Annotated in this window: 24 protein-coding genes; 20 read left to right on the top strand and 4 right to left on the bottom strand. The window is 68.2% G+C overall.

Annotated elements, in window-relative coordinates:
• The first annotated feature begins 3 nt into the window (after positions 1-3).
• The 15 genes from WDZ97_RS11690 (at position 4) to WDZ97_RS11620 (ending at position 12,155) form a co-directional block, all read left to right on the top strand.
• The gene (locus tag WDZ97_RS11690) at positions 4-411 is read left to right on the top strand and encodes a c-type cytochrome (protein WP_304001084.1); all 408 of its coding nucleotides are present in this window, start codon (positions 4-6) and stop codon (positions 409-411) included.
• Between the two features lie 61 nt (positions 412-472).
• Positions 473-898 (top strand): c-type cytochrome, encoded by a 426-nt coding sequence (locus tag WDZ97_RS11685; protein WP_304001083.1) that lies wholly within the window; start codon positions 473-475, stop codon positions 896-898.
• 31 nt (positions 899-929) lie between these two features.
• Positions 930-1,400, top strand: coding sequence for a GlcG/HbpS family heme-binding protein (locus WDZ97_RS11680; RefSeq protein ID WP_425762851.1), 471 nt, complete (start codon positions 930-932; stop codon positions 1,398-1,400).
• A 136-nt stretch (positions 1,401-1,536) separates the two neighbouring features.
• Complete coding sequence (locus tag WDZ97_RS11675; RefSeq protein WP_304001081.1) at positions 1,537-2,256, top strand: flagellar brake protein; 720 nt, start codon at positions 1,537-1,539, stop codon at positions 2,254-2,256.
• Between the two features lie 339 nt (positions 2,257-2,595).
• Entirely contained in the window at positions 2,596-2,925 is a 330-nt protein-coding gene (locus WDZ97_RS11670; protein WP_425762850.1) for a hypothetical protein, read from the top strand.
• Positions 2,926-3,029: 104 nt separating this feature from the next.
• A complete protein-coding gene (locus WDZ97_RS11665) occupies positions 3,030-4,265 on the top strand; it encodes an NnrS family protein (RefSeq protein ID WP_425762849.1) in 1,236 nt (411 codons plus the stop codon).
• Positions 4,266-4,267: 2 nt separating this feature from the next.
• Positions 4,268-4,708: an RrF2 family transcriptional regulator gene (locus WDZ97_RS11660; RefSeq protein WP_020163478.1), complete on the top strand. Its 441-nt coding sequence runs from the start codon at positions 4,268-4,270 to the stop codon at positions 4,706-4,708.
• Positions 4,705-5,016 (top strand): metal-sulfur cluster assembly factor, encoded by a 312-nt coding sequence (locus WDZ97_RS11655; RefSeq protein ID WP_304001078.1) that lies wholly within the window; start codon positions 4,705-4,707, stop codon positions 5,014-5,016. The genes WDZ97_RS11660 and WDZ97_RS11655 overlap by 4 nt, the downstream gene beginning before the upstream one ends.
• 29 nt (positions 5,017-5,045) lie before the next feature.
• Positions 5,046-5,450, top strand: coding sequence for a ribonucleotide reductase subunit alpha (locus tag WDZ97_RS11650; protein WP_425762848.1), 405 nt, complete (start codon positions 5,046-5,048; stop codon positions 5,448-5,450).
• Positions 5,447-6,529, top strand: a complete 1,083-nt coding sequence (locus WDZ97_RS11645) for a hypothetical protein (protein ID WP_425762847.1) — start codon at positions 5,447-5,449, stop codon at positions 6,527-6,529. Before WDZ97_RS11650 ends, WDZ97_RS11645 begins: the two co-directional genes overlap by 4 nt.
• Complete coding sequence (locus tag WDZ97_RS11640; protein WP_425762846.1) at positions 6,526-7,182, top strand: 5-formyltetrahydrofolate cyclo-ligase; 657 nt, start codon at positions 6,526-6,528, stop codon at positions 7,180-7,182. The genes WDZ97_RS11645 and WDZ97_RS11640 overlap by 4 nt, the downstream gene beginning before the upstream one ends.
• Positions 7,183-7,201: 19 nt before the next feature.
• Positions 7,202-8,653: an AAA family ATPase gene (locus WDZ97_RS11635; RefSeq protein ID WP_425762845.1), complete on the top strand. Its 1,452-nt coding sequence runs from the start codon at positions 7,202-7,204 to the stop codon at positions 8,651-8,653.
• Entirely contained in the window at positions 8,650-10,260 is a 1,611-nt protein-coding gene (locus WDZ97_RS11630) for a VWA domain-containing protein (protein WP_425762843.1), read from the top strand. Before WDZ97_RS11635 ends, WDZ97_RS11630 begins: the two co-directional genes overlap by 4 nt.
• On the top strand, positions 10,257-11,132 hold the full coding sequence (locus WDZ97_RS11625) for a Rossmann-like domain-containing protein (RefSeq protein ID WP_425762842.1): 876 nt from the start codon (positions 10,257-10,259) through the stop codon (positions 11,130-11,132). The genes WDZ97_RS11630 and WDZ97_RS11625 overlap by 4 nt, the downstream gene beginning before the upstream one ends.
• Before the next feature lie 291 nt (positions 11,133-11,423).
• Positions 11,424-12,155, top strand: a complete 732-nt coding sequence (locus tag WDZ97_RS11620; RefSeq protein WP_425762841.1) for a hypothetical protein — start codon at positions 11,424-11,426, stop codon at positions 12,153-12,155.
• A 270-nt stretch (positions 12,156-12,425) separates the two neighbouring features.
• Here the strand turns inward: WDZ97_RS11620 and WDZ97_RS11615 are convergent, their stop codons facing one another.
• On the bottom strand, positions 12,426-12,554 hold the full coding sequence (locus WDZ97_RS11615; RefSeq protein WP_296809070.1) for a ribbon-helix-helix domain-containing protein: 129 nt from the start codon (positions 12,552-12,554) through the stop codon (positions 12,426-12,428).
• 410 nt (positions 12,555-12,964) lie between these two features.
• Between WDZ97_RS11615 and WDZ97_RS11610 the strand changes: the two genes are divergently transcribed.
• The 3 genes from WDZ97_RS11610 to WDZ97_RS11600 all read left to right on the top strand — a co-directional run bounded on the left by WDZ97_RS11610 (position 12,965) and on the right by WDZ97_RS11600 (position 14,810).
• A complete protein-coding gene (locus WDZ97_RS11610) occupies positions 12,965-13,942 on the top strand; it encodes a DUF5050 domain-containing protein (RefSeq protein ID WP_425762840.1) in 978 nt (325 codons plus the stop codon).
• Positions 13,943-14,075: 133 nt separating this feature from the next.
• Positions 14,076-14,309 (top strand): DUF1653 domain-containing protein, encoded by a 234-nt coding sequence (locus tag WDZ97_RS11605; protein WP_425762839.1) that lies wholly within the window; start codon positions 14,076-14,078, stop codon positions 14,307-14,309.
• A 51-nt stretch (positions 14,310-14,360) separates the two neighbouring features.
• Positions 14,361-14,810, top strand: coding sequence for a GNAT family N-acetyltransferase (locus WDZ97_RS11600; protein WP_425762838.1), 450 nt, complete (start codon positions 14,361-14,363; stop codon positions 14,808-14,810).
• Positions 14,811-14,916: 106 nt separating this feature from the next.
• Here WDZ97_RS11600 and trxC read toward each other — a convergent pair whose 3' ends face one another.
• Together trxC and WDZ97_RS11590 are read right to left on the bottom strand one after the other, a co-directional pair.
• Entirely contained in the window at positions 14,917-15,342 is a 426-nt protein-coding gene (trxC, locus tag WDZ97_RS11595; protein ID WP_425762837.1) for a thioredoxin TrxC, read from the bottom strand.
• Between the two features lie 316 nt (positions 15,343-15,658).
• Entirely contained in the window at positions 15,659-16,048 is a 390-nt protein-coding gene (locus tag WDZ97_RS11590) for a TraR/DksA family transcriptional regulator (protein WP_425762836.1), read from the bottom strand.
• A gap of 166 nt (positions 16,049-16,214) precedes the next feature.
• Between WDZ97_RS11590 and WDZ97_RS11585 the strand changes: the two genes are divergently transcribed.
• Both WDZ97_RS11585 and WDZ97_RS11580 read left to right on the top strand, forming a co-directional pair.
• A complete protein-coding gene (locus WDZ97_RS11585; RefSeq protein WP_425762835.1) occupies positions 16,215-16,970 on the top strand; it encodes a hypothetical protein in 756 nt (251 codons plus the stop codon).
• Positions 16,971-16,982: 12 nt separating this feature from the next.
• Positions 16,983-18,449, top strand: a complete 1,467-nt coding sequence (locus tag WDZ97_RS11580) for an amidase (RefSeq protein WP_425762834.1) — start codon at positions 16,983-16,985, stop codon at positions 18,447-18,449.
• Here WDZ97_RS11580 and WDZ97_RS11575 read toward each other — a convergent pair.
• Positions 18,427-18,795, bottom strand: coding sequence for a c-type cytochrome (locus WDZ97_RS11575; protein WP_304006372.1), 369 nt, complete (start codon positions 18,793-18,795; stop codon positions 18,427-18,429). The two genes, WDZ97_RS11580 and WDZ97_RS11575, sit on opposite strands and share 23 nt — an antisense overlap.
• Positions 18,796-18,863 lie beyond the last annotated feature (68 nt).

The following is an 18,863-nucleotide window of genomic DNA, read 5'->3' as shown; positions in this document are numbered from 1 at the left end:
CAGATGTTTCGTGTCACCGCAGCGAGCCTGCTGCTCGCCGGCCTGATCGCCGGTGCGCAGGCCGACGAAGCCATCCCGGCCACCAATCCGCTGGCCAACGACCCGGACGCTGCGAAAGCGGGCGAAGAGCTGTTCGGCCGCAACTGTCAGCAGTGTCACAACTCGCGCGGCAAGGGCGGCAAGGGCCCGCAACTGGTGAAGGGCGCCTGGGGACCGGGCGGTGCCAATACCGACGGCTACATGTACGGAATCATCGCCAACGGCCGCCCGAACACGCAGATGGGCGGCTTCGGCCCGGCGCTGACGCAGCAGGAGATCTGGCAGATCGTCGCCTTCCTGCGCGAGGAGGCCAAGCGCGTCAAGGCGGCCGAAAAGGCCAAGGCCGGCGCCGAGGACGACCTCTGGTTCTGATCCACCGTCCGGCTGCGCCTGTCGCGGCCGGACCTGTCGCATTTCCGATGGAGCACATTTCATGACCTACCCCCTGACACGCGCGGCCGCGCGGTATGCCATCGCGCTCACGCTGACGCTCGGCGTCACCCCGGTGTCGGCCTTCGGCCCAGGAGGCCCCGGCGGCGGTGCGCCTGCGGCCAGCGACGCCAGCGCTGGCGAGGAACTGTTCGGTCGCAACTGCCAGCAATGCCACAACTCGCGCGGCAAGGGCGGCAAGGGCCCGCAGCTCGTGAAAGGCGCCTGGGGCCCGGGCGGCGCGAATTCCGACGACTACATGTTCAAGATCATTTCCGAAGGTCGGCCGAACACCCAGATGGGCGGTTTCGGCCCGGCACTGAAGCCGGAAGAGATCCGCCAGATCATCGCCTTCCTGCGCGAGGAGGCGAAGCGCGTGCAGGTCGCCGACAAGAAGGCCGCCGCGGCCGATGACGAAAACTGGTTCTGAGCCTGTCACACCACAACAAGGAGAACACGATATGAAAACACGCATCGCCGCAGCGCTCGCCTTCGCCCTCGTGGCCGGCGGCGCCTACGCCCAGACCGTACAGCCGGCGCTCGACCTGGCCACCGCCAAGGCGATCGCCGAAGGCTGCGAGAAGTACGCCGCCGGCAAGGGCTGGCGGATGATCACTGCGGTACATGACACCGCCGGCAATCCGAAGTACTTCAGCCGGATGGACGGCAGCATCCTTATCAGCGTGCAGGTTGCACAGCTGAAGGCCGACACCTCGGCTAGCCTGCCGGTGTCCACGCGCCAGTTCCGCGAACTGGCCAAGGGCATTCCGGGCGCGGAAGTGCTGCCGCGCACCACCTCCATCATCGGCGGCCTGCCCATCATGACCTCGAAGGGCGTGCACATCGGTGGTGTCGGCGTCAGCGGTGGCAGCGAGGCAGAGGACGAGGAGTGCGCGCAGAAGGGTCTGGAGGCGGCAAAGCACCTGCTCTGAACGCGGTGGCCGGTCGGCGCGTGAAATGTAAAAATTTTTTGCGCCGACGGCCTCCGGCCCCTTCAGTTCCACGCGGATGAATCGTTAAACCCGTTTCGGGTAGCCGATCAACGCCTTACGCCGTGTCGGAACGACAATGAATACCAGAGCCGCCAGCCCCATCGAAGACGCCGTGAAGACCGGCGATGCTGCGACCACACTCCAGGACGTGCTGTTCAAGGACATCGGCCTCAAGGTCGGTGACCGCATGGTGATCGAACCGCCGGCCAAGCTCGGCGACCAGCCGGGCGTGGTCAAGCTGATCGGCTGGGTGAACGACCTGAGCGTGCTGGTGACCATGCCCGACACGCGCCCCTGGGCCGGCCCCCCGATAGAGGGCGACACGATAGGCGTGCGCGCCTTTTCCGGGCGCCATGCCTATGGTTTCACCACCGTCGTCGGCAAGCGTTCGGTGCGCCCCTTCGAATACCTGCACCTCGAATTCCCGCGCCGCATTTCGATGCGGCAGATCCGCAACGCCGAGCGCATCGCCACCTCGATCAGTGCCCGCGTGATGGACACCGACGAGCCGGTGCCCACGGTGGTGACCAACCTCAGTGCCACCGGCGCCGAAGTGCGTGTCTGGCAACCGGGCCGCGAGGTCGGCGACAAGGTGTCGCTGGAGTTGATCCTCGACATCCACAAGGTGCGCACCCGCGTCGTCGTCAGCGGCCACATCCGCAATCGCCACGAAGTACCCGACACCGGCGAGCCCGCCTATGGCGTCGAATTCGACGACATCAACGCGCAGACGTCGGTGTTCCTGAAAAGCTACGTCTACCAGAATCTGGTCGAACAGCCGCACCGGCGGCTGTAGTCGCGGCCCTCCGGCTGCAGGCTCCGGTTCAGGCTTTCATCGCGAGCACGCTCGCTCCCTCAGGAACACCGCTTCAGCGGCCGCTCGCGCGCACCGCCCGTCGGTGCGGCCGCCGCACAGTCCGCGGGCTTCGATACAGGCTGCTGTCGGGTCAGAAGACCCCTCCCACAGAACCTCGGCTCCGGCTCAGGCTTCGGGTCTGGCGCATGGTCCCCCGTGGGCGCGGCCCTGGCCGCGACAGGGCTCCTGACACGGTCCTTCGTGCCATCCCGGCGAACCCTTGCAAGCGCCTGCGGTCACCCTCATATCGACAGTTCGCACAGACAGGGGCGCCCACGCATGTACACCGATCCATCCTCCCGGCGCCTGCACGGCCGGCACCTCCACATCCAACCCAAGGGCTTCTTCGGCAAGCTGTTCGCGGTCATTGCCGCTGGCGGCCTGCTGGTGCTCGGCCTCATGTTCTCGGTGGTGATCGTCGCCGTGGCGGTGGTGGGCGGGTTGCTGTTCTGGGGATGGATGTGGTGGAAGACGCGCGAACTGCGTCGGCGCATGCGCGAACAGATGGACAACCCGATGCAGACGCCCTTCGGCGACGTGCCGGCCAGCGGCGGCCGCGTCATCGAAGGCGAGGTCATCCGCAGCGAGCAGGATTCGACCGGCCGCTGATTCCGGCCTTTCTGCTGGACGCAGACGCCCGGCTTGTCCTGCGTCAAGTCTTAAGGTCTATCGAGGATATATGTTTGCAGCCGTCAACCTGACGGACCGCGAACATGGCCATCCTGCTTTCCATTGACGAACCGGCGACCGGCCCGGCGCACGCGCCTTCGTTCGACGCCTTCCTCGAAATGGGCTTCCGCCCGCTCTACCTCGCCGGTGCCCTGTGGGCGCTGCTTGCCGTGGCGCTGTGGATATTCGCGCCGCAGCTGGCGGGCGGCACGCTGGGCGGCCTGGCCTGGCACGCGCATGAAATGCTGTGGGGCTTCGTCGCGACGATCGCGGTCGGCTTCCTGATGACCGCCGGCGGCGCCTGGACCGGCATCAACCCACTCGAAGGTCGCGCGCTGGCCGCGCTGTGCCTGCCATGGATGGTGGCGCGCGCCGCCTTCCTGCTGCCGGGCGACGCTGCCTTCCTGGTCGGCGCGCTGGCCGACGTCGCCTTCTTCGCGCTGGCTGCCGCGGCGCTCGGGCGCTCAGTGCTGCTGTCGCGCAATACCCGCAACTATGCCGTGCCCTTCATGCTGCTCGCGCTCGGCGCGACCGACGCCGCCTTCCTGATCGCCGCCCGCGCCGGCGACTACGCGATGCTGATGCAGCACTTCAACGCGGGCCTGCTGGTGATGGCGCTGCTCACGCTGCTGGTCGCGCGGCGCGTCATTCCCTTTTTCGCCATGCGCGCAGTGCCTGGCCTGACCGTGCCCACCCATCTGAAAAGCGGCATGGCGCAGCTGATTGCGAGTGCGCTGGCGGTGCTCGGTCTGCTCGCCGGCTGGCCGCTGGTGCAGGCGGCCGCGCTGGCCGCGGCGGGCGGCATCGCGCTGGTGCAATGGGCGAGCTGGAAGCCGTGGCGCGTGCTGCACAAGCCGCTGCTGTGGATTCTGTACGTCGGCTACGTGTCGCTCGGCGCCGGTCTGCTGCTGGCGGCAGCACACGCTGCCGGTGCCGGGCTGCCGGCGGTGCTGCACGTGCATGTGATTGCGATGGGCGGCTTTTCGGTGCTCATCATCGGCATGATCACGCGTACCGCACTCGGCCACCTCGGCCGTCCGCTCGATACCGACCGCAGCATGGTCGCCGCCTACGCGCTGGTGATCGCCGCCGTCGTGCTGCGGCTGGCCGCACTGCACCCGTCGGCCGCGTCGGTGCATCTGCTTCATCTCGCCGCGACCGTGTGGGCGCTCGCCTTCGCGCTCTATCTGTGGCGCTTCTTCCCGATGATGATCCGGCCGCGGCCGGACCGTGGCGGGCCGGCCGCGCAGCCGGTTTCCATCACGCCTCGCAGGAGCTGAACATGCGCCTCACGACGATGACCGATTACGCGCTGCGCCTGCTGATGCACGTGGGGCAGCACCCGGAGCGGCTGTGCACCATCGCCGAGGTGGCGCAGGCCTACGGCATTTCCGAAGCGCATCTGATGAAGGTGACGCACCAGCTCGCGCTTGCCGGCTGGCTCGACACGGTACGCGGCAAGGGCGGCGGCATGCGGCTGGCACAGCCGCCCGCCGACATCCGCCTCGGTGCGGTCGTGCGCAGCGTCGAGCCGGATTTCCGGCTGGTCGAATGTCTGACCGACACGCCGCGTACCGGCTGCACGCTCGAAGGACGCTGCCGGCTCACCGCCATCGTCGATGGTGCGTTGCAGGCCTTTCTCGCTCACCTCGACGGTCATACGCTGGCCGATCTGCTGGCGCAGTCGCCGGGCAGCGTCGCGCCGCTCAGGAGAGTTTCATGACCGCGAACATCCCGACCATTGACGCCTTGCGCGCCGCTCTGCACACGGTGCCCGACCCGGAGCTGGCGGAGAGCATCGTCGACCTCGGCCTGCTCAAGCACATCGACATCGGGGACGGCCGCGTCGACGTCGTGCTCATTCCCACCAGCGCGACCTGCCCGATGGGCGAGGTGCTGATCGAGGACGCGACCGCTGCACTGCGCGCCGCCTGCCCGCCCGGCTGGGTGGTGCATGTCGAGTTCGACTGGGACACCGAGTGGCATCCGGGCCGCATGAGTCCGGCATTGCAGCTACGCTTCGGCTGGTAAGAACCCCGATCATCCACGGAGCCTTCCGCATGCAGATTTCCACCTTTGACGACCTGCTCGCCGCCGCACGCCAGCAACCGGAACCGCAGCGCCTGCTGCTGGTGTTCGCCCGCGCCGAACTGCCGGACGGTGCCACCGCGGCCGAGCGCGCACGCTTCGAGGCGGGGCAGGGCGGGGCGCTGGTGCCTCAGGTCTGCGTCGACAAGTCGCCGCACGAACTGCAGGACTTCGCCACGCTGATCGAAGAGTCGCAGCTGTTCGCGCCGGACTGGTCCATTGCCTTCGTCGCTGCGCTGTCCGGCCGCGACGGCCAGCCACCGACGGCGGCCGACGTCGACCGCGCGCTCGACCGCATGGTCGAGTCGGTCAAGGCCGGCCGGCTCGACGGCCTGATGCCGGTGGACCGCCACGGTCACGCGGTGCGGCTGGGATGAAACCGGCGCGCTCGCCGCTGTGGGGCAGGGCGGTCGCCGCCTGCGCGCTGCTGGCGGCGTTCGCGTTGCTGTCCGGCATGACCGGCGGTCTGGCGCGCCTCGGCTTGCCGCTGCCTCTGATGCCGGCGCCGGTGCATGGCGCGCTGATGCTGTGTGCCTTCTTCGGCACCTTGATTGCGCTCGAGCGCGCGGTCGCGCTGCAGCGACTGCCCGGGCTGCTGGCGCCGTTGCTGGCTGGCGTTGGCGGCGTGCTGGCGCAGGTGCCGGTGTTGCTGCCGCTGGCCCAGGTCTGCTGGGCGGCCGCTGCGGCCGGCCTTGTCGCCCTCTATATCTATGCGGGCGCCACCCGCGCCTGGTCGCTGCATCTGCTGGTCGAAGCGGGCGGCGCTGCGTGTTGGCTGGTCGGCGTGCTGCTGTGGATGCTGCACGGCGATCTTGGTGCGTTGACCCGCGGTGGCGTCGGCTTCCTCGTACTCACCATCGCCGGCGAGCGCCGTGAGCTGACGCAGATGGTGCGCCTGCCGCCGCTGGCGCGCCGGCTGTTCGTCGCCGCGGTCGCGCTGATCGCGTTCGGCGTCAGCGGCGTGCTGCCCTTTGCGCTGTGGTCGGGCTGCGCGCTGCTGGCCGTCTGGCTGCTGCGCTGGGACATCGCGCCGCGCGCCTGGCGCGCTGCCGGCTGGGCGGGTCATACGGCCCAGTGCCTGACCGTGGGTTATCTGTGGCTGTTGGTCGGCGCGCTGCTCGGTCTTTATGGCGAACTGTCGGTGGACGCTGCTCCGGTCGCCGCGACCGGGCTGCACGCGGTGCTGCTCGGTTTCGTGTTCGCCATGGTGTTCGGCCACGCCCCCATCATCCTGCCGGCGCTGCTGCGACTGCGGCCTGCCTATACCGGCCTGGCGCGCCTGCCACTGTGGCTGCTTGCAGCCAGTCTGGCGCTGCGCATTGTCGCGGTGGGCGTCGGGCGGCATGATGCACTGATGGTCGCTGGCGCCGGTCACGCGCTGGCCATCCTGCTGTTTGCCGGCGTCATGCTGCGTGCGGTGAGTACAGGTCTACACAGGAAGGAGATGCCCGCATGAGCACCCCGGACAATCTGGCCGCCTGGCGGCGTGCCGAACGGCAGCGCCTGCTGGCCGAGCGCGAGGCGGTCGAGCCGGCACAGCGCATGGCGCGCAATGTCGAGATCACCGGCTATCTCGAAGCCGGCTTTCCGCTGCTGCAGCACATGACGGTCGGCTTCTGCTGGCCCTTCCGCGGCGAGTTCGACGCGCGTCACCTGCTGCGCTCGCTGCGTGTGCAGGGTGCGCGCGGCGCGCTGCCCGAAGTGGTCGAACGCAAGGCGCCGCTGGTGTTCCGCGAATGGTGGCCCGGTGTGGCGACCACGCCCGGCGTGTACGACCTGCCGGTGCCCGACGACACCAATGTCGTGCAGCCGCACGCGCTGCTGATTCCGCCGGTCGGTTTCGACGCGCGCGGCTACCGTCTCGGCTACGGTGGCGGTTTCTTCGACCGCACGCTGGCGGCCTGCGCGGTGCAGCCGCTGAAGATAGGCGTGGCCTTCGAACTGTCGCGCATCCCCACCATCCACCCGCAGCCGCACGATATTCCGATGGATTTCATCGTGACCGAAGCGGGCATTTTCGAAGTCGGCGTCGACGGTCTGCACGAAATCGACGTCGAAGCCTGTGCACAGCGCGCGCACGCGCTGGTCGCCAGCCGCATCCTGCGCTGAACAACGGAGACCCACCCAGATGTCCGCACCTGCTGTCGCCGTCGAACCCCCTTTCGCGTCGCGCCTGGCCGCGCTGCTCGCCACGCTGGAGCGTGGCCTGGTCGAGCGCCGGCACGTCGTGCGCCTGGCGCTGCTGGCCGCGCTGGCCGGCGAGCACACGCTGCTGATCGGCCCGCCCGGCACCGCCAAGAGCGAACTGGCGCGCCGTCTGCACCGCGCCTTCCGCGATGCCCGCTACTTCGAGCGCCTGCTTACCCGCTTTTCGGTGCCCGAAGAACTGTTCGGCCCGCTGTCCATCCGCGCACTCGAAGAGGACCGCTACGAGCGCCACACCGACGGCTTCCTGCCGGACGCCACCATCGCCTTCATCGACGAGGTGTTCAAGGCCAACAGCGCCATCCTGAACGCGCTGCTGACGCTGCTGAACGAGCGCGAGTTCGACAACGGTGCCGGCCGCCAGCTGTGTCCGCTGGTCAGCGTCATCGGCGCCACCAACGAGGTGCCGGACGACGAAGTGGGCGAGGCCTTCTTCGACCGCTTCCTGCTCCGTGTGCCGGTCGGCCGCGTCAGCGCCGACGGCTTTGCCGCGCTGCTCGAAGCGGGCTGCGCCGACGAATGGGCGCCGCCGGACGAGGCGCTCGCGCTGGGCGACGAAGACCTCGGCGCGGTGTCGCTGGCGGCGCACGCAGTCGCGCTGTCGGCGCGCGTGGTCGGCGTGCTGGCCGATCTGCGCGCGCAACTGGCGGAACAGGGCACCTATGTGTCGGACCGTCGCTGGGTGAAGACCGTGTGGCTGCTGCGCGTGGCCGCGGCCGCCGAGGGCCGCGCCGAGGTCGGGCTGTGGGACCTGCTGCTGCTGCCCGCCTGCGTCGCCCCCGACGCCGAACGCCAGGCCGAGGTCGCGGACTGGCTGCACGCGCGCCTCGGTGTGCGTGAGGCTTACGCGCCGCCGCGGCTCACCCGCGTCGTGCAGGCCTTCCAGGCCCAGCTCGAAACCGAACAGAACGCCAACGACCTCGACTACGACGAATCCGGCCGGCTGCGCTTCTCGCCGTCGGAAGTCGGTACCGAGAAGGCCGAGGAACTGGCCGGCGAGATCGGCGACGCCAAGGGCGGCGCCGGTGCGCTGCGCATGAGTTACAGCCGCCGCCGTCGCTACGGCCCGGCGCACATCGCCGCACGCACCGCGCAGATCGACGACCTGCTCGCGCGCATCGCCGCCTATGCCGAAGAACTGGCGGCCGAACGTGCCAGCCTCGCCGCCACCCGCGCCCGCACGCTGTGGCTGGACGAAGTGCTGCTTACCCGTGTCGATGCCCACCTGGCGGCGACTGCCGCGCTGATCGCCGAACTGGCCGAGCGCGCGCGCGACGCGCGCCGCGGTTTCGAGAACCTGCCGCGGCTGTCGGCCGACGAGGCCGTGCGCTACGCCGACGTGCCGGAGCCGGTCGCCCACGAGCCGCTGGCGTGAACACGCAGGCGCCGCTGCTGTTCCAGTCGCGCGAGGCGCGGCTGGCTGCGCTCGACGCGCTGCCGCGCACGCTGTGGCTGGGGGCGCTGACGCAGGCGCAGGGCCGGCTCGAACCGCGGCTGTCGGCGCTGGTCGCGCTGCGCGCCGCGCTGATCGGCGGCTGCGTACCGCCGGCCGCCGACTGGTGCTGGCCGGCGCCCGAACTGGTCGGTGCGCTGTGCGAAACCTTCGCCGAACTCGATCTGCCGGCCTACTGCACCGGCCGTCAGGAACTGAGCGACGTGGTCGTGCAGAGCCTGCTGTTCCATCTCGACTTCATCCCGGACTACCGCGACCGCGGCGCCTCCGACGCGCGGGCCACGCGTATGGCGATCGAGGCCTTCGGTTCCGACTGGCAGAACCGTCGCGGCCAGATGGACGAGCTGATCGAGGTGTTCGGCAAGCTGCCGGACGACGGCAAGAATGCGCGCTGGGACCTGCTGCCCGGGCTGCTGAAGTCCGAAGGCTGGCGCGAGGTGCTGCGCATCCGCCGCCTGCTGGAACGGCTGCCCGAACTGGCCGACTGCATACGCCGGCTCGGTCGAGCGCGGCCGTCCGACGAGCGCGACGACGCCAGCCGCAGCCAGGTCGAGGTGATGGAGAGCGCGGTCGCGCGCCACACCGAACAGCGCACGGTGCGCGTGCCCGACATGCCGGGCGAGACGCGCGGTGTGCACCGGGCCGACCGCATCGCCCGCATGCTGCCGGCCGAATCGGTGCTGCTCGGCCACCCGGCGCTGCGCCTGGTGTGGCACGCCCGGCGTGCCGAACGGACGCTGCTCTGCTACGAGGACGACGACCGCATGACCGAGGTGCGCCACATCGACGCACCGGTGCTGCGGCCGCGGCCCGATCCGCAACCAGACCGGCGCCTGGAGATGGGGCCGCTGCTGGTCTGCGTCGACACCTCGGGCTCGATGCAGGGCGGCGCCGGTCAGGTGGCCAAGGCGGTCGTTCTGGAAGCCGTGCGCACCGCTCACACGCAGGGCCGCGCCTGCCACGTGTTCGCCTTCGGCGGCGCCGGCGAGGTGGTGGATATGCAGATCGGCGTCGACGCCGATGGCATCGGTCGGCTCATCCACTTCCTCGGTCAGGGCTTCAAGGGCGGCACCGACATCTGCGGCCCGCTGGAAAAGTCCATCGCCTGTCTCGAACAGGCGGCCTGGCAGATGGCCGACCTGCTGATCGCTTCCGACGGCGAATTCGGCGCCACGCCGGATCTGGTAGCGCGGCTCGACAACGCCAAGTGCGCGCTCGGCCTGCGCGTGCAGGGCGTGCTGATCGGCGATCGCGAAACCATCGGCTTCCTCGAAGTGGCGGACCACATCCACCCGGTGCGCGACTGGCGCCGCTACGGCGACGGCGCGCGCGGCAGCGATTCACCGGTACATACCCACCGTCTCACCGCGCTCTACTTTCCGGGCGCGCTGCGCACCGCCGAGAACCGCGACGCCACGGTCAGCGGCGAAATCGCGTCGGCCGCCGTGCGCGCCGGCCTGCGACGCGGCCAGCCGCTGCCTGCCGATCTGTTGCCACCCGAACCTTCGTCCGACGACCCGACCTCATGAGCTTCGCCACCGACTACCTCGCCCAGATCGAACGCATCGCCGATCGCATGCCGCTGCCGAGCGTGCGCGCGCTGCACCTGCCGCCGTCACGGCCGGACGAACCCTGCCGCGACGGCAACAGCGGTCACGCGCGCGGCGAGTTCTGCGCGTTGGAACTGGAGGACGGCAGCATCGGCCTGTCCTACGTATTGCTCGACGACACGCTGGAGCGCCTGCGCAGCGGCACCGGCCTCGACGCGCTGAAGGGCACCGACGCGCTGGCACTGGCGCGCCGCTATGTGAGCGGGCAGGGCGTAGACCGCACGCTGGGCTTCGTCTGCGCCAACGCGATCACCCGCTGCCTGTTCGACCGCGCCGGCTACCGGCCGGATGGCAGCAGCGATTCGATCGGCCAGATGGACCCGCAGCCCGGCGAAGCCATCGGCATGATCGGTCTGTTCGGTCCGTTGGTGGAGCGCATCGTCGCCGCTGGCGCCCGGCTGACCGTGATCGAACTGGACGAGAGCGCCGTCGGCGAGCGCGAAGGTTGGCGTGTCACCACCGACGCGGCGGCGCTCGAAGCCTGCGGCAAGGTGCTGTCCACCAGTACGCTGCTGCTCAACGACACGCTGGACCGCATGCTCGCTCACTGCCACGCTGCCCGCTGGTTCGCCATGGTCGGCCCCAGCGCCGGCTGCCTGCCCGACGCCCTGTTCGCCCGCGGCGTCACGCTGCTTGGCGGCAGCTGGGTCGAGGACCGCGCTGCCTTCATCGACGGACTCACGTCGGGCGACAAGGACAACCGCAAGGGTCGCAAGTCGACCAGCAAGTTTGCGCTGACGAAGGAGGGGTGGCCGGGGTTTGAGGTGTTGCTGGCGCGGGCGATCGCTTGAACCTTTAGAACCGGTCCTATTTGCCTCCGCGAGGCATTACAAGACTTCCGCCACACGGGGACGATACACCGCGCACGCGGCCCACATTGATCTCTTATACGTCCGGTTGATACTCACGTCATCAATTATTAATACCTTTATCATAGTATTCTTCCGTTGTGACGCGTACGATCGGCCGACTCGACTTTACAGAGGTGTCACTGCAACGTGTCCTGTGGTCGGAGTCGTCGGCGATCTGGGGCTATGTGCTGGTTTTGTGGCGTTGCTGTCAACGCGTATGAGGAGGTGATCGTGGTTTTCCGGTTTTCGACCTTGGTATTCGGCCTTCTTGCACACGTCGCCGTGTTCGCTGCGCCCATTTATCCGGACTCAAATTACCTGTTTGGCGGAAGTGAGGGTGATGGCCCCTCAGGACAATCTCTGGTGCTACGGCTTGCTGATGGGTCCGCTTACACTGCAAGTACTCACCGTGCGCCGATCGGTAGCGAGTCCTACGCGGAAAATTTCGGATGGTGGAGCGACCGTCTTGGCCACATCCCTGGTAACTACAATTACCTCGCAGGGTACAACGGGGTTTTCGATTCAGTCTTCCGAAACTTCTTTTCGTTTGATCTCTCTGGTCTCGATGGGGTGGTAACGAGCGCGACGCTGGTCTTGAGACCGTATTCGGCAAGTTTTCCTTTTGCCCCGATGCGATTCAACGTGTTCGATGTGTCTACCTCGCCATTCGACTTGCTGAGCGGATCTGCGGTTGCCCCAGATATATTCGATGACCTTGGCTCAGGCAAGCTCTATGGCTCGCACGTATTCGATGCTGATCCGAGCATCAGTAACGCGGTGGCGATCAGGCTTTGGTCCTCGGCCGTCTCGGATATAAACGCCAGGCAAGGGCAATACTTTTCCGTTGGAGGGACGGTGGGCCGTATTCCGGAGCCGTCCATTATTGCGCTTGTGTTGCCGGCGCTCGGGTTGGTGTTGTCCTTGTCCCGAAGATCGAAGCGCGATCCCAGTCGCCTCGCCTGATGTGCGCCAGGGGCGTCACCCCGCGTGGCACGGCTAAAGGAGTTTGTTCGGGAACAACTCGCATACATCAATGAAGGTTTCGCTTCCACCATGGACGCCATAGCCAGTCCGTCTGATAGGTCATGATTTCGTGGCGCACTTTGTGCAGGCTTAACCAATATGGCTTCGCGATGTTGCGCGACTCGGGCTGATTCGAGCCAAAGGTTGCTGCCCCGACCTTCATCTTTGATGGTTCAAAGTGGTCTTGTCGCCCAAGTCCGCCATGGCTTCCTAGGTGAGATGGCCGCCCTCGACGAAGGCGGCAAGGGCCTGTTTCACCACCCAGCCGCGCGAACGCTCAAGCCGTTCCGCCAATTCGTCCACCTGCTCCGCCAGCGCAACCGGCAAGTGAGCGGTCATCACTCGGGTGTCTGCTGAAGCCATAAGTCACTCTCAATCACTTTCAATCAAGCTAGTCCGGGCGGAGGTTCTTATCCATCCCCTGTCGGATTTCTTTGCACCCGGCACCGTCGATGTGCATGAAGGTCTAGCGCCCGGCGCGCGACCGGACAGACTGCTCGAAGCGGGTCCGATGTCGATCTACGCGTAATGCATGGACAGGCGACCGTGGGCCTGTGTCCGGTAGCGCCAAGTGGCTGAGCGCAAAGGTAACTTGCGCTCCGGCCCGTCTCTGCGCCATCTCACGCGATTTCCGGCTTTTCTGCCTGCCGCCGACACCCCTCGGCGCTTCACGCACGAAGGAATGTCTCTTGCTCCGGCCTCGCCGGGCGAAAACGTCCTTCGCCGTCCAGATCCGGAGATCACCAAAAATGAAAAAACGGGGTCGTCACCTCCTCGCGTTTGCGCTGTCCTGTAGCAGCTTCGCTGCCGTTGCGGCCGACCAGCTGGTGTGGTCGGAAACCTATCAACAGTTTCTGCCGCGATTCGCGACCGTTGGATCGATCAACGGCGCGTCCGTACCGGGCGGCGAGCCTGGCGCGCTGGTGACCGACCCGACCCGGGTGAAGGGGCCGAATGGCGTCGAGTTTGCAGCCGGGCGACTGTGGTGGCCGGATCAGCAGTTGAACCGCGTCGTGTCCATGCTGCCGGACGGCACCGGCTTCAAGACCTACAACATCGCCGGCGCCTACGACGTCGATGTGCAGGGCGGCATGCTCTACGTGACGCGGCAGAACTCGGGCGACATCCTGAGACTGGATCTGTCGCTCGCCTTCCCGTCGGCGGAGGTCGTCAGCAGCGGCCTGAGCTCGCCGTTCGCGATCGACGTGACGGCGGACAGCGTGTTCTGGAGCCAGGTCGGCGCGTCGAACCGCCTGATGCGCTCGAATCTCGATGGCTCGGGCGCGCAGACGCTGCTCACCGGCGTGAATGCCTACGACTTCGAAGTCAGCGGCGGCTACATCTATCTGACCACGACCGACGGCTTCGTCAAGCGCGCCAACCTGGACGGCAGCGGCCTGACCACGCTGGCCAGCGGGCTCGGTTTCCTGAATGGCATCGACGTGACCGACGACACCCTCTACGTGTCGGCGCTCAATGGCGTGACCACGCTGCCCAGTGGCACGCAGACCTTGGGCGCGGGTCGCATCTTCAGCATGGGGCTGGATGGCAGCGGTGCGACGGAGATCCTGCGCGCGCAGGAAATCTACGACCCCAACCAGCCTTTCGCCCCGTCGCAGGTGCGCGGCGTGGCAGTGCTGGCGGTGCCGGAGCCGTCCGCGTACGCGATGCTGCTCGCCGGGCTTGGTCTGACCGCGCTGGTTGCGCGCCGTCGTCGGCAAGACTGAGGCGGGAAGCGCACGATCAGCATGAAAAAAGCGGGCGGGGCACCCGGCGTATTCCGCGTCCGGATGCCCGCCCGTGTGCCGCTGTAGTATCCCGTCCGTCACCTTCAAATCGACTCCGTGCAGGCCCAATACGATGAGTGATCTGTCGCCGCCCCCGTCCATCGTCCCCGGCCGTTACCGCCACTACAAGGGCGGCGAGTACGAAGTGGTCGGCGTCGTCCGTCACAGCGAGACGCTGGAGCCCATGGTGCTCTATCGACCGCTGTACAACGACTCCGGCCTGTGGGTGCGGCCGTATGACATGTTCGTCGGGCAGGTCGAGATCGACGGCGTGCCGCAGCTGCGCTTCGAACGGCTGCCGGACTAGCGGCTGCGGCCGGAATCCGGTCATCATGCGGACAGGATTACAGGAGCCCGCATGATGCAGATCGAAACCGCCACCCACGCCGACATCCCCGCGCTGTGCGCACTGCTGTCCGCGCTGTTTGCACAGGAAGCCGAATTCACGCCGGACACCGCGGCCCAGGCGCGCGGGCTGGCGATGATCATCAGCGATCCGCGCGTCGGCACCGTGCTGGTCGCGCGACGCGACGGAGAAGTCATCGGCATGGTGAATCTGCTGTTCACCGTATCGACCGCGCTCGGCGAACGCGTCGTGCTGCTGGAAGACATGGTGGTCGAGCCATCTGTCCGCGGCGCCGGTGTGGGCAGCGCGTTGCTGACCGCCGCTATCGACTTCGCACGCGTCCAGCGCTGCCCGCGCATCACCCTGCTGACCGACCGCGTCAATGCCGACGCACAGCGCTTCTACGCGCGCCATGGTTTCACTGCGTCGGACATGCTGCCGATGCGCCGGGTGGAAGGCTGAGGGCGGCGTGCCTGTGGGAGAGCGCTTGCTCGCGACAGCGGCCTGAATCAGGGCCGCTGACCTTCGCCCCATGAGGCAAGCGGGCTCAATGCGAATGGAGGGGCGCCTAACCGCGCGCGTGGGCCTGCACCCAGCGCACGATGTCGGCCGCGCTCATCGCGCCCGCCTGTCGCGCGACTTCGACGCCGTTGCGGAACAGCATCAGCGTCGGAATGCTGCGGATGCCGAAACGCGCCGCGGTCTGCCGCGCGGCTTCGGTATCGACCTTGGCGAAGCGCACCTGCGGCAGCTGTCGGGCAGCCGCTTCGAACTGCGGCGCCATCATGCGGCAGGGGCCGCACCAGTCGGCCCAGAAATCGACGACCACCGGTAATTCGGTGCGGCCGACATAGGAATCGAAGTTCGCGTCGCCGAGCGCGAACGGTGCGGCTTCAAGCAGCGGCGCCTTGCAGCGCGCGCAGACCGGGCCATCGCCCAGACGTTCGTCGGGAATGCGGTTGGTGGCGCTGCACTGCGGACACACGACATGCATGGTCTTGCCCTCGGAAGGATGTCGGGCAGCAGATGGGGGTGGCGCCGGTGAATCCAAGCCCGGGCGAGTTCGGCGGCATTTCTGCGGAAGCATTCCTCTGACCGCAACTGCGCTTGTACCGAAGTCAGCGGACCGCAGTGGCTGCGTCGCGGGCAAGGCCGCTCCCACAAGGGGGTGCGCCCGATTCGCCACCGGAGTGCGGGTCAGGTTCTGTGGGAGGGGTCTTCTGACCCCGACAGCAGCCTGCACCGTAGCCAGCGAACGGCGGCGGCCTTGTCGCGGTCAAGGCCGGGTCGTCATCCGGCGGTCAGCGCCCTCAGAGACTGGCCGCGTGCGGGCGCCCCTGTTCGCGCGCGCTCTGGCAGCCGATGCACAGCGCAGCCTGCGGTTCGGCCTGCAGCCGGGCGAGCGGGATGTCGCTGCCGCATTCGGCACACCGGCCATAGTCGCCGTTGGCCAGACGCCGCAGCGCAGCGTCGAGTGCGGCCAGTTCGACCGTTTCGAGATCGGTCATCGCCAGATCGACCTCACGGTCGGCGCTGCGCTGTGGCGCGTCATCGCCGTCCTGCAGCAGCAAGTCGCGTGCATGTTCGACACGCGTGCGGCCCTGCAGTTGTGCCTGGATGTGGGCGGTGAGCGCGTCGTGACGTGCACGCAGACGGCGCTCCAGTTGATCGCGGTCAGCCTGGGTGAGCGGGGTGTTCATGAAGTGTTCCTCCTTGCATCCATGCTGTCACCGGCACACACGGGCGGCGTTGATCGGTGTCAATGGCGTCTGCTGCATCGCGTTACACGGTGCTGGCAGGACATCGACACAGCATGAATCCGGATGCGCTATCGTCGCGGCGTCCGTCCGATCCGTGACTGCCACCATGCCAAGCAAGTTGTACGACAGCCGTTCCGCCCTGCTGGCGCGCCTGAAGCGCCGCATCGAAAGCGAGTCCTGGCCGCGCCTGCAGATGATGGTGATCGTTGCGTTCACCGGCGCCGCCGGGCTGGTGGCGTCGTTTGCATTGATGCAGGCCGGCATCGACAGCATGGCGCTGCGCTACCCGCTGGCGCTCGGCTTCGCCTACGTCGTGTTCCTGTGCCTGCTCTGGCTGTGGCTGCACACGCGGGCGGAGGATTACGTCGATGTGCCCGATGCGTCCGGCGCCCTGCCAGTGGACGGTGGCGGCGTGCCATCGTTCGCCGGCAAGGGTGGCGACTTCGGCGGTGGCGGCGCGAGCGGGTCTTTCGACGACACGTCGTCGTCCGGCTTGATGGACAGCGACGCGCTGCCGTCGGTCGTGCGCGAAGCCGGATCGGCCGTCGACGCCGACGAACTGGCGATTCCGCTCGTCGTGCTGGCCCTGCTGCTCGGCATGGCGCTGGCGTCGCTCTACATCGTGTATGCCGCGCCCGTGTTGTTCGCCGAACTGCTGCTCGACGGCGTGCTTGCCTGCTCGCTGTACCGTCATCTGAAGGCGACCGACAGTCCGCACTGGCTGACGACGGCCTGCCGGCGCACCTTCTTGCCGTTTGCGCTGACCGCGCTCTTCCTGTGCCTGACCGGTTTCGCGATGAGCGTCTACGCGCCGGACGCACGCTCGGTCGGCGATGTGATCGCGTACGCGAATGCGCGCTGAACAGGCCCTGACATGACCTACTCCGCACTCGATGTCGCCGCCCGCATTGCACGCGGCGACAGCACGGCCATCGACGAGCTGGAGGTCTGCCTCGCGCGTATCCGCCGGCACAACGGCGACGTCAACGCGGTGGTCACGCTGGACGAGGCCGGCGCCCGTGCCGCCGCACGCGCGGCCGACGCGCTGCGTGCCGCTGGCGGTCCGCTGCCGCCGCTGCTGGGCGTGCCGATGACGGTGAAGGATGCATTCGAGACAGCCGGCCTGCGTACGACGGCCAGCCATCCGCCGCTGGCGCAGCACGTGCCGGCGACCGACGCAACGGTGGTGGCGCGCCTGAAGGCGGCCGGCGCGGTGCTGGTCGGCAAGACCAATCTGCCTGAGCTGGCCTCCGCCCCGCAGTGCTGGAGCCCGCTGTTCGGGCCGACCCGCAACCCGTGGGACCTGCGGCTCACGCCGGGCGGCAGTTCCGGTGGCAGCGCGGCGGCGGTGGCGATGGGCTTTTCGTACATCGACCCGGGCAGTGACATCGGCGGCTCGATCCGCATACCCGCGGCCTGCTGCGGCGTGGCCGGACTGAAGGCGACCGAGAACCGCATCCCGCGCACAGGCCACATTCCGCATCTGCCGGGCGGACGGCGCAGCGTGCGTCACCTGCTGTCCTTCGGCGCGCTGGCGCCATCAGTCGCCGACCTTCAGACCGCGCTGGCGGTGCTCGCCGGCCCGGACGGGCTCGATGTCGAAGTGCCGCGCGTGCCCTTCCAGCCCGCGCCGTCGCCCGGGCGACCGCTGCGCATCGCCTGGTGGGACGGGTTCGGCGGCCTGCCGCTGTGCCGGCGCACGCGCGCCGCACTGGCGCGCACGGTGGCGGCGCTGGAGGCCGCCGGCTGCGTGGTCGAGCAGCGCTGCCCGGAGGGCTTCGACGTACTCAAGGCCTGGCAGGCCTACGGCTGGATCGCCGGCACCGAAATCGGGCTCGGCATGCCGGGGCTGGCGCGTCGGTTGATCGCGGTGATGGGCCGCTTCGTCACGCGCGACCAGCCGATCGCGCACGCCTTCGTGCAGGGGCTGACGCTGGACGCGCAGCGTTACAGCCGTGCGCTGAACACGCGCGACCGCATGGTGCGCACGCTCGAACGCTTCCTCGACAGCTGGGACACCTGGCTGTGCCCGGTGGCCTGCACGGTCGCCTATCCGCAGACCGAGCTGGTGTGGTGGCGCCGTCCGCCCGATATCGAGGTCGACGCTGCGCCCTGGCCTTTTGTCGAAGCGGCCATCGGCATGGTGACGCCGTTTTCGCTGACCGGCAGCCCGGTGGTGGTGTTGCCGGCCGGCGTCGAGGACGGCCTGCCGGTGGGCTTCCAGTTCGTCGGCCGCCGCTGGCAGGACGAAGCGCTGCTGGCGACCTGCGCGGATATTGAGCGGGTGCTCGGCGCGCGTCCTGTGCCGCCGCGGGCGCTTACCACCGGCCGATGGACTTGATGTAGGCCACCAGTTCCCAGATCTCTTCCTGCGTGAACACCTCGCCCCAGGGCGGCATCGGCGTCGCGCCCTTGCCGCCGTCGCGGATGGTGTTGAACACGTATTCCGCTTCGAGTCCCTCGCGCTCGATGAACAGCGCCGGCTTGTGGCCGTGGCAGTAGTCGGCGCAGGTCGACTGGAAGCGGCCCTGGCCGGCCTTGATGCGGGCCGGGTCGGCGAGGTCGAAAGGGGCGGGGCCGGCGGGCGCGGCGCCGTCCGGCGTTTTGTCCGGCAGCACGGCGTTGAAGGCCATCGCTGACGCCATGCAGCTCATCAGTGCTGCGAAGCTGAGTTTCCGTATATCCATGAATCCGTTCCGGGGAGTGCGTGTTTTCGATGACCGTGCCGCGCGTCGGCGCGACACGGTCCGGACGC

Source organism: Methyloversatilis sp. MC4-4 (genome assembly GCF_049843555.1).
Lineage (GTDB): Bacteria > Pseudomonadota > Gammaproteobacteria > Burkholderiales > Rhodocyclaceae > Methyloversatilis > Methyloversatilis discipulorum_B.
This window is presented reverse-complemented; position numbering and strand designations above follow the sequence as displayed.

Bases quoted from the DNA above. Each gene is read 5' to 3' on its own strand.
- WDZ97_RS11690 (WP_304001084.1), top strand. From the start codon at position 4: ATGTTTCGTGTCACCGCAGCGAGCCTGCTGCTCGCCGGCCTGATCGCC.
- WDZ97_RS11685 (WP_304001083.1), top strand. From the start codon at position 473: ATGACCTACCCCCTGACACGCGCGGCCGCGCGGTATGCCATCGCGCTC.
- WDZ97_RS11680 (WP_425762851.1), top strand. From the start codon at position 930: ATGAAAACACGCATCGCCGCAGCGCTCGCCTTCGCCCTCGTGGCCGGC.
- WDZ97_RS11675 (WP_304001081.1), top strand. From the start codon at position 1,537: ATGAATACCAGAGCCGCCAGCCCCATCGAAGACGCCGTGAAGACCGGC.
- WDZ97_RS11670 (WP_425762850.1), top strand. From the start codon at position 2,596: ATGTACACCGATCCATCCTCCCGGCGCCTGCACGGCCGGCACCTCCAC.
- WDZ97_RS11665 (WP_425762849.1), top strand. From the start codon at position 3,030: ATGGCCATCCTGCTTTCCATTGACGAACCGGCGACCGGCCCGGCGCAC.
- WDZ97_RS11660 (WP_020163478.1), top strand. From the start codon at position 4,268: ATGCGCCTCACGACGATGACCGATTACGCGCTGCGCCTGCTGATGCAC.
- WDZ97_RS11655 (WP_304001078.1), top strand. From the start codon at position 4,705: ATGACCGCGAACATCCCGACCATTGACGCCTTGCGCGCCGCTCTGCAC.
- WDZ97_RS11650 (WP_425762848.1), top strand. From the start codon at position 5,046: ATGCAGATTTCCACCTTTGACGACCTGCTCGCCGCCGCACGCCAGCAA.
- WDZ97_RS11645 (WP_425762847.1), top strand. From the start codon at position 5,447: ATGAAACCGGCGCGCTCGCCGCTGTGGGGCAGGGCGGTCGCCGCCTGC.
- WDZ97_RS11640 (WP_425762846.1), top strand. From the start codon at position 6,526: ATGAGCACCCCGGACAATCTGGCCGCCTGGCGGCGTGCCGAACGGCAG.
- WDZ97_RS11635 (WP_425762845.1), top strand. From the start codon at position 7,202: ATGTCCGCACCTGCTGTCGCCGTCGAACCCCCTTTCGCGTCGCGCCTG.
- WDZ97_RS11625 (WP_425762842.1), top strand. From the start codon at position 10,257: ATGAGCTTCGCCACCGACTACCTCGCCCAGATCGAACGCATCGCCGAT.
- WDZ97_RS11615 (WP_296809070.1), bottom strand. From the start codon at position 12,554: ATGACCGCTCACTTGCCGGTTGCGCTGGCGGAGCAGGTGGACGAATTG.
- WDZ97_RS11610 (WP_425762840.1), top strand. From the start codon at position 12,965: ATGAAAAAACGGGGTCGTCACCTCCTCGCGTTTGCGCTGTCCTGTAGC.
- WDZ97_RS11605 (WP_425762839.1), top strand. From the start codon at position 14,076: ATGAGTGATCTGTCGCCGCCCCCGTCCATCGTCCCCGGCCGTTACCGC.
- WDZ97_RS11600 (WP_425762838.1), top strand. From the start codon at position 14,361: ATGATGCAGATCGAAACCGCCACCCACGCCGACATCCCCGCGCTGTGC.
- trxC (WP_425762837.1), bottom strand. From the start codon at position 15,342: ATGCATGTCGTGTGTCCGCAGTGCAGCGCCACCAACCGCATTCCCGAC.
- WDZ97_RS11590 (WP_425762836.1), bottom strand. From the start codon at position 16,048: ATGAACACCCCGCTCACCCAGGCTGACCGCGATCAACTGGAGCGCCGT.
- WDZ97_RS11585 (WP_425762835.1), top strand. From the start codon at position 16,215: ATGCCAAGCAAGTTGTACGACAGCCGTTCCGCCCTGCTGGCGCGCCTG.
- WDZ97_RS11580 (WP_425762834.1), top strand. From the start codon at position 16,983: ATGACCTACTCCGCACTCGATGTCGCCGCCCGCATTGCACGCGGCGAC.
- WDZ97_RS11575 (WP_304006372.1), bottom strand. From the start codon at position 18,795: ATGGATATACGGAAACTCAGCTTCGCAGCACTGATGAGCTGCATGGCG.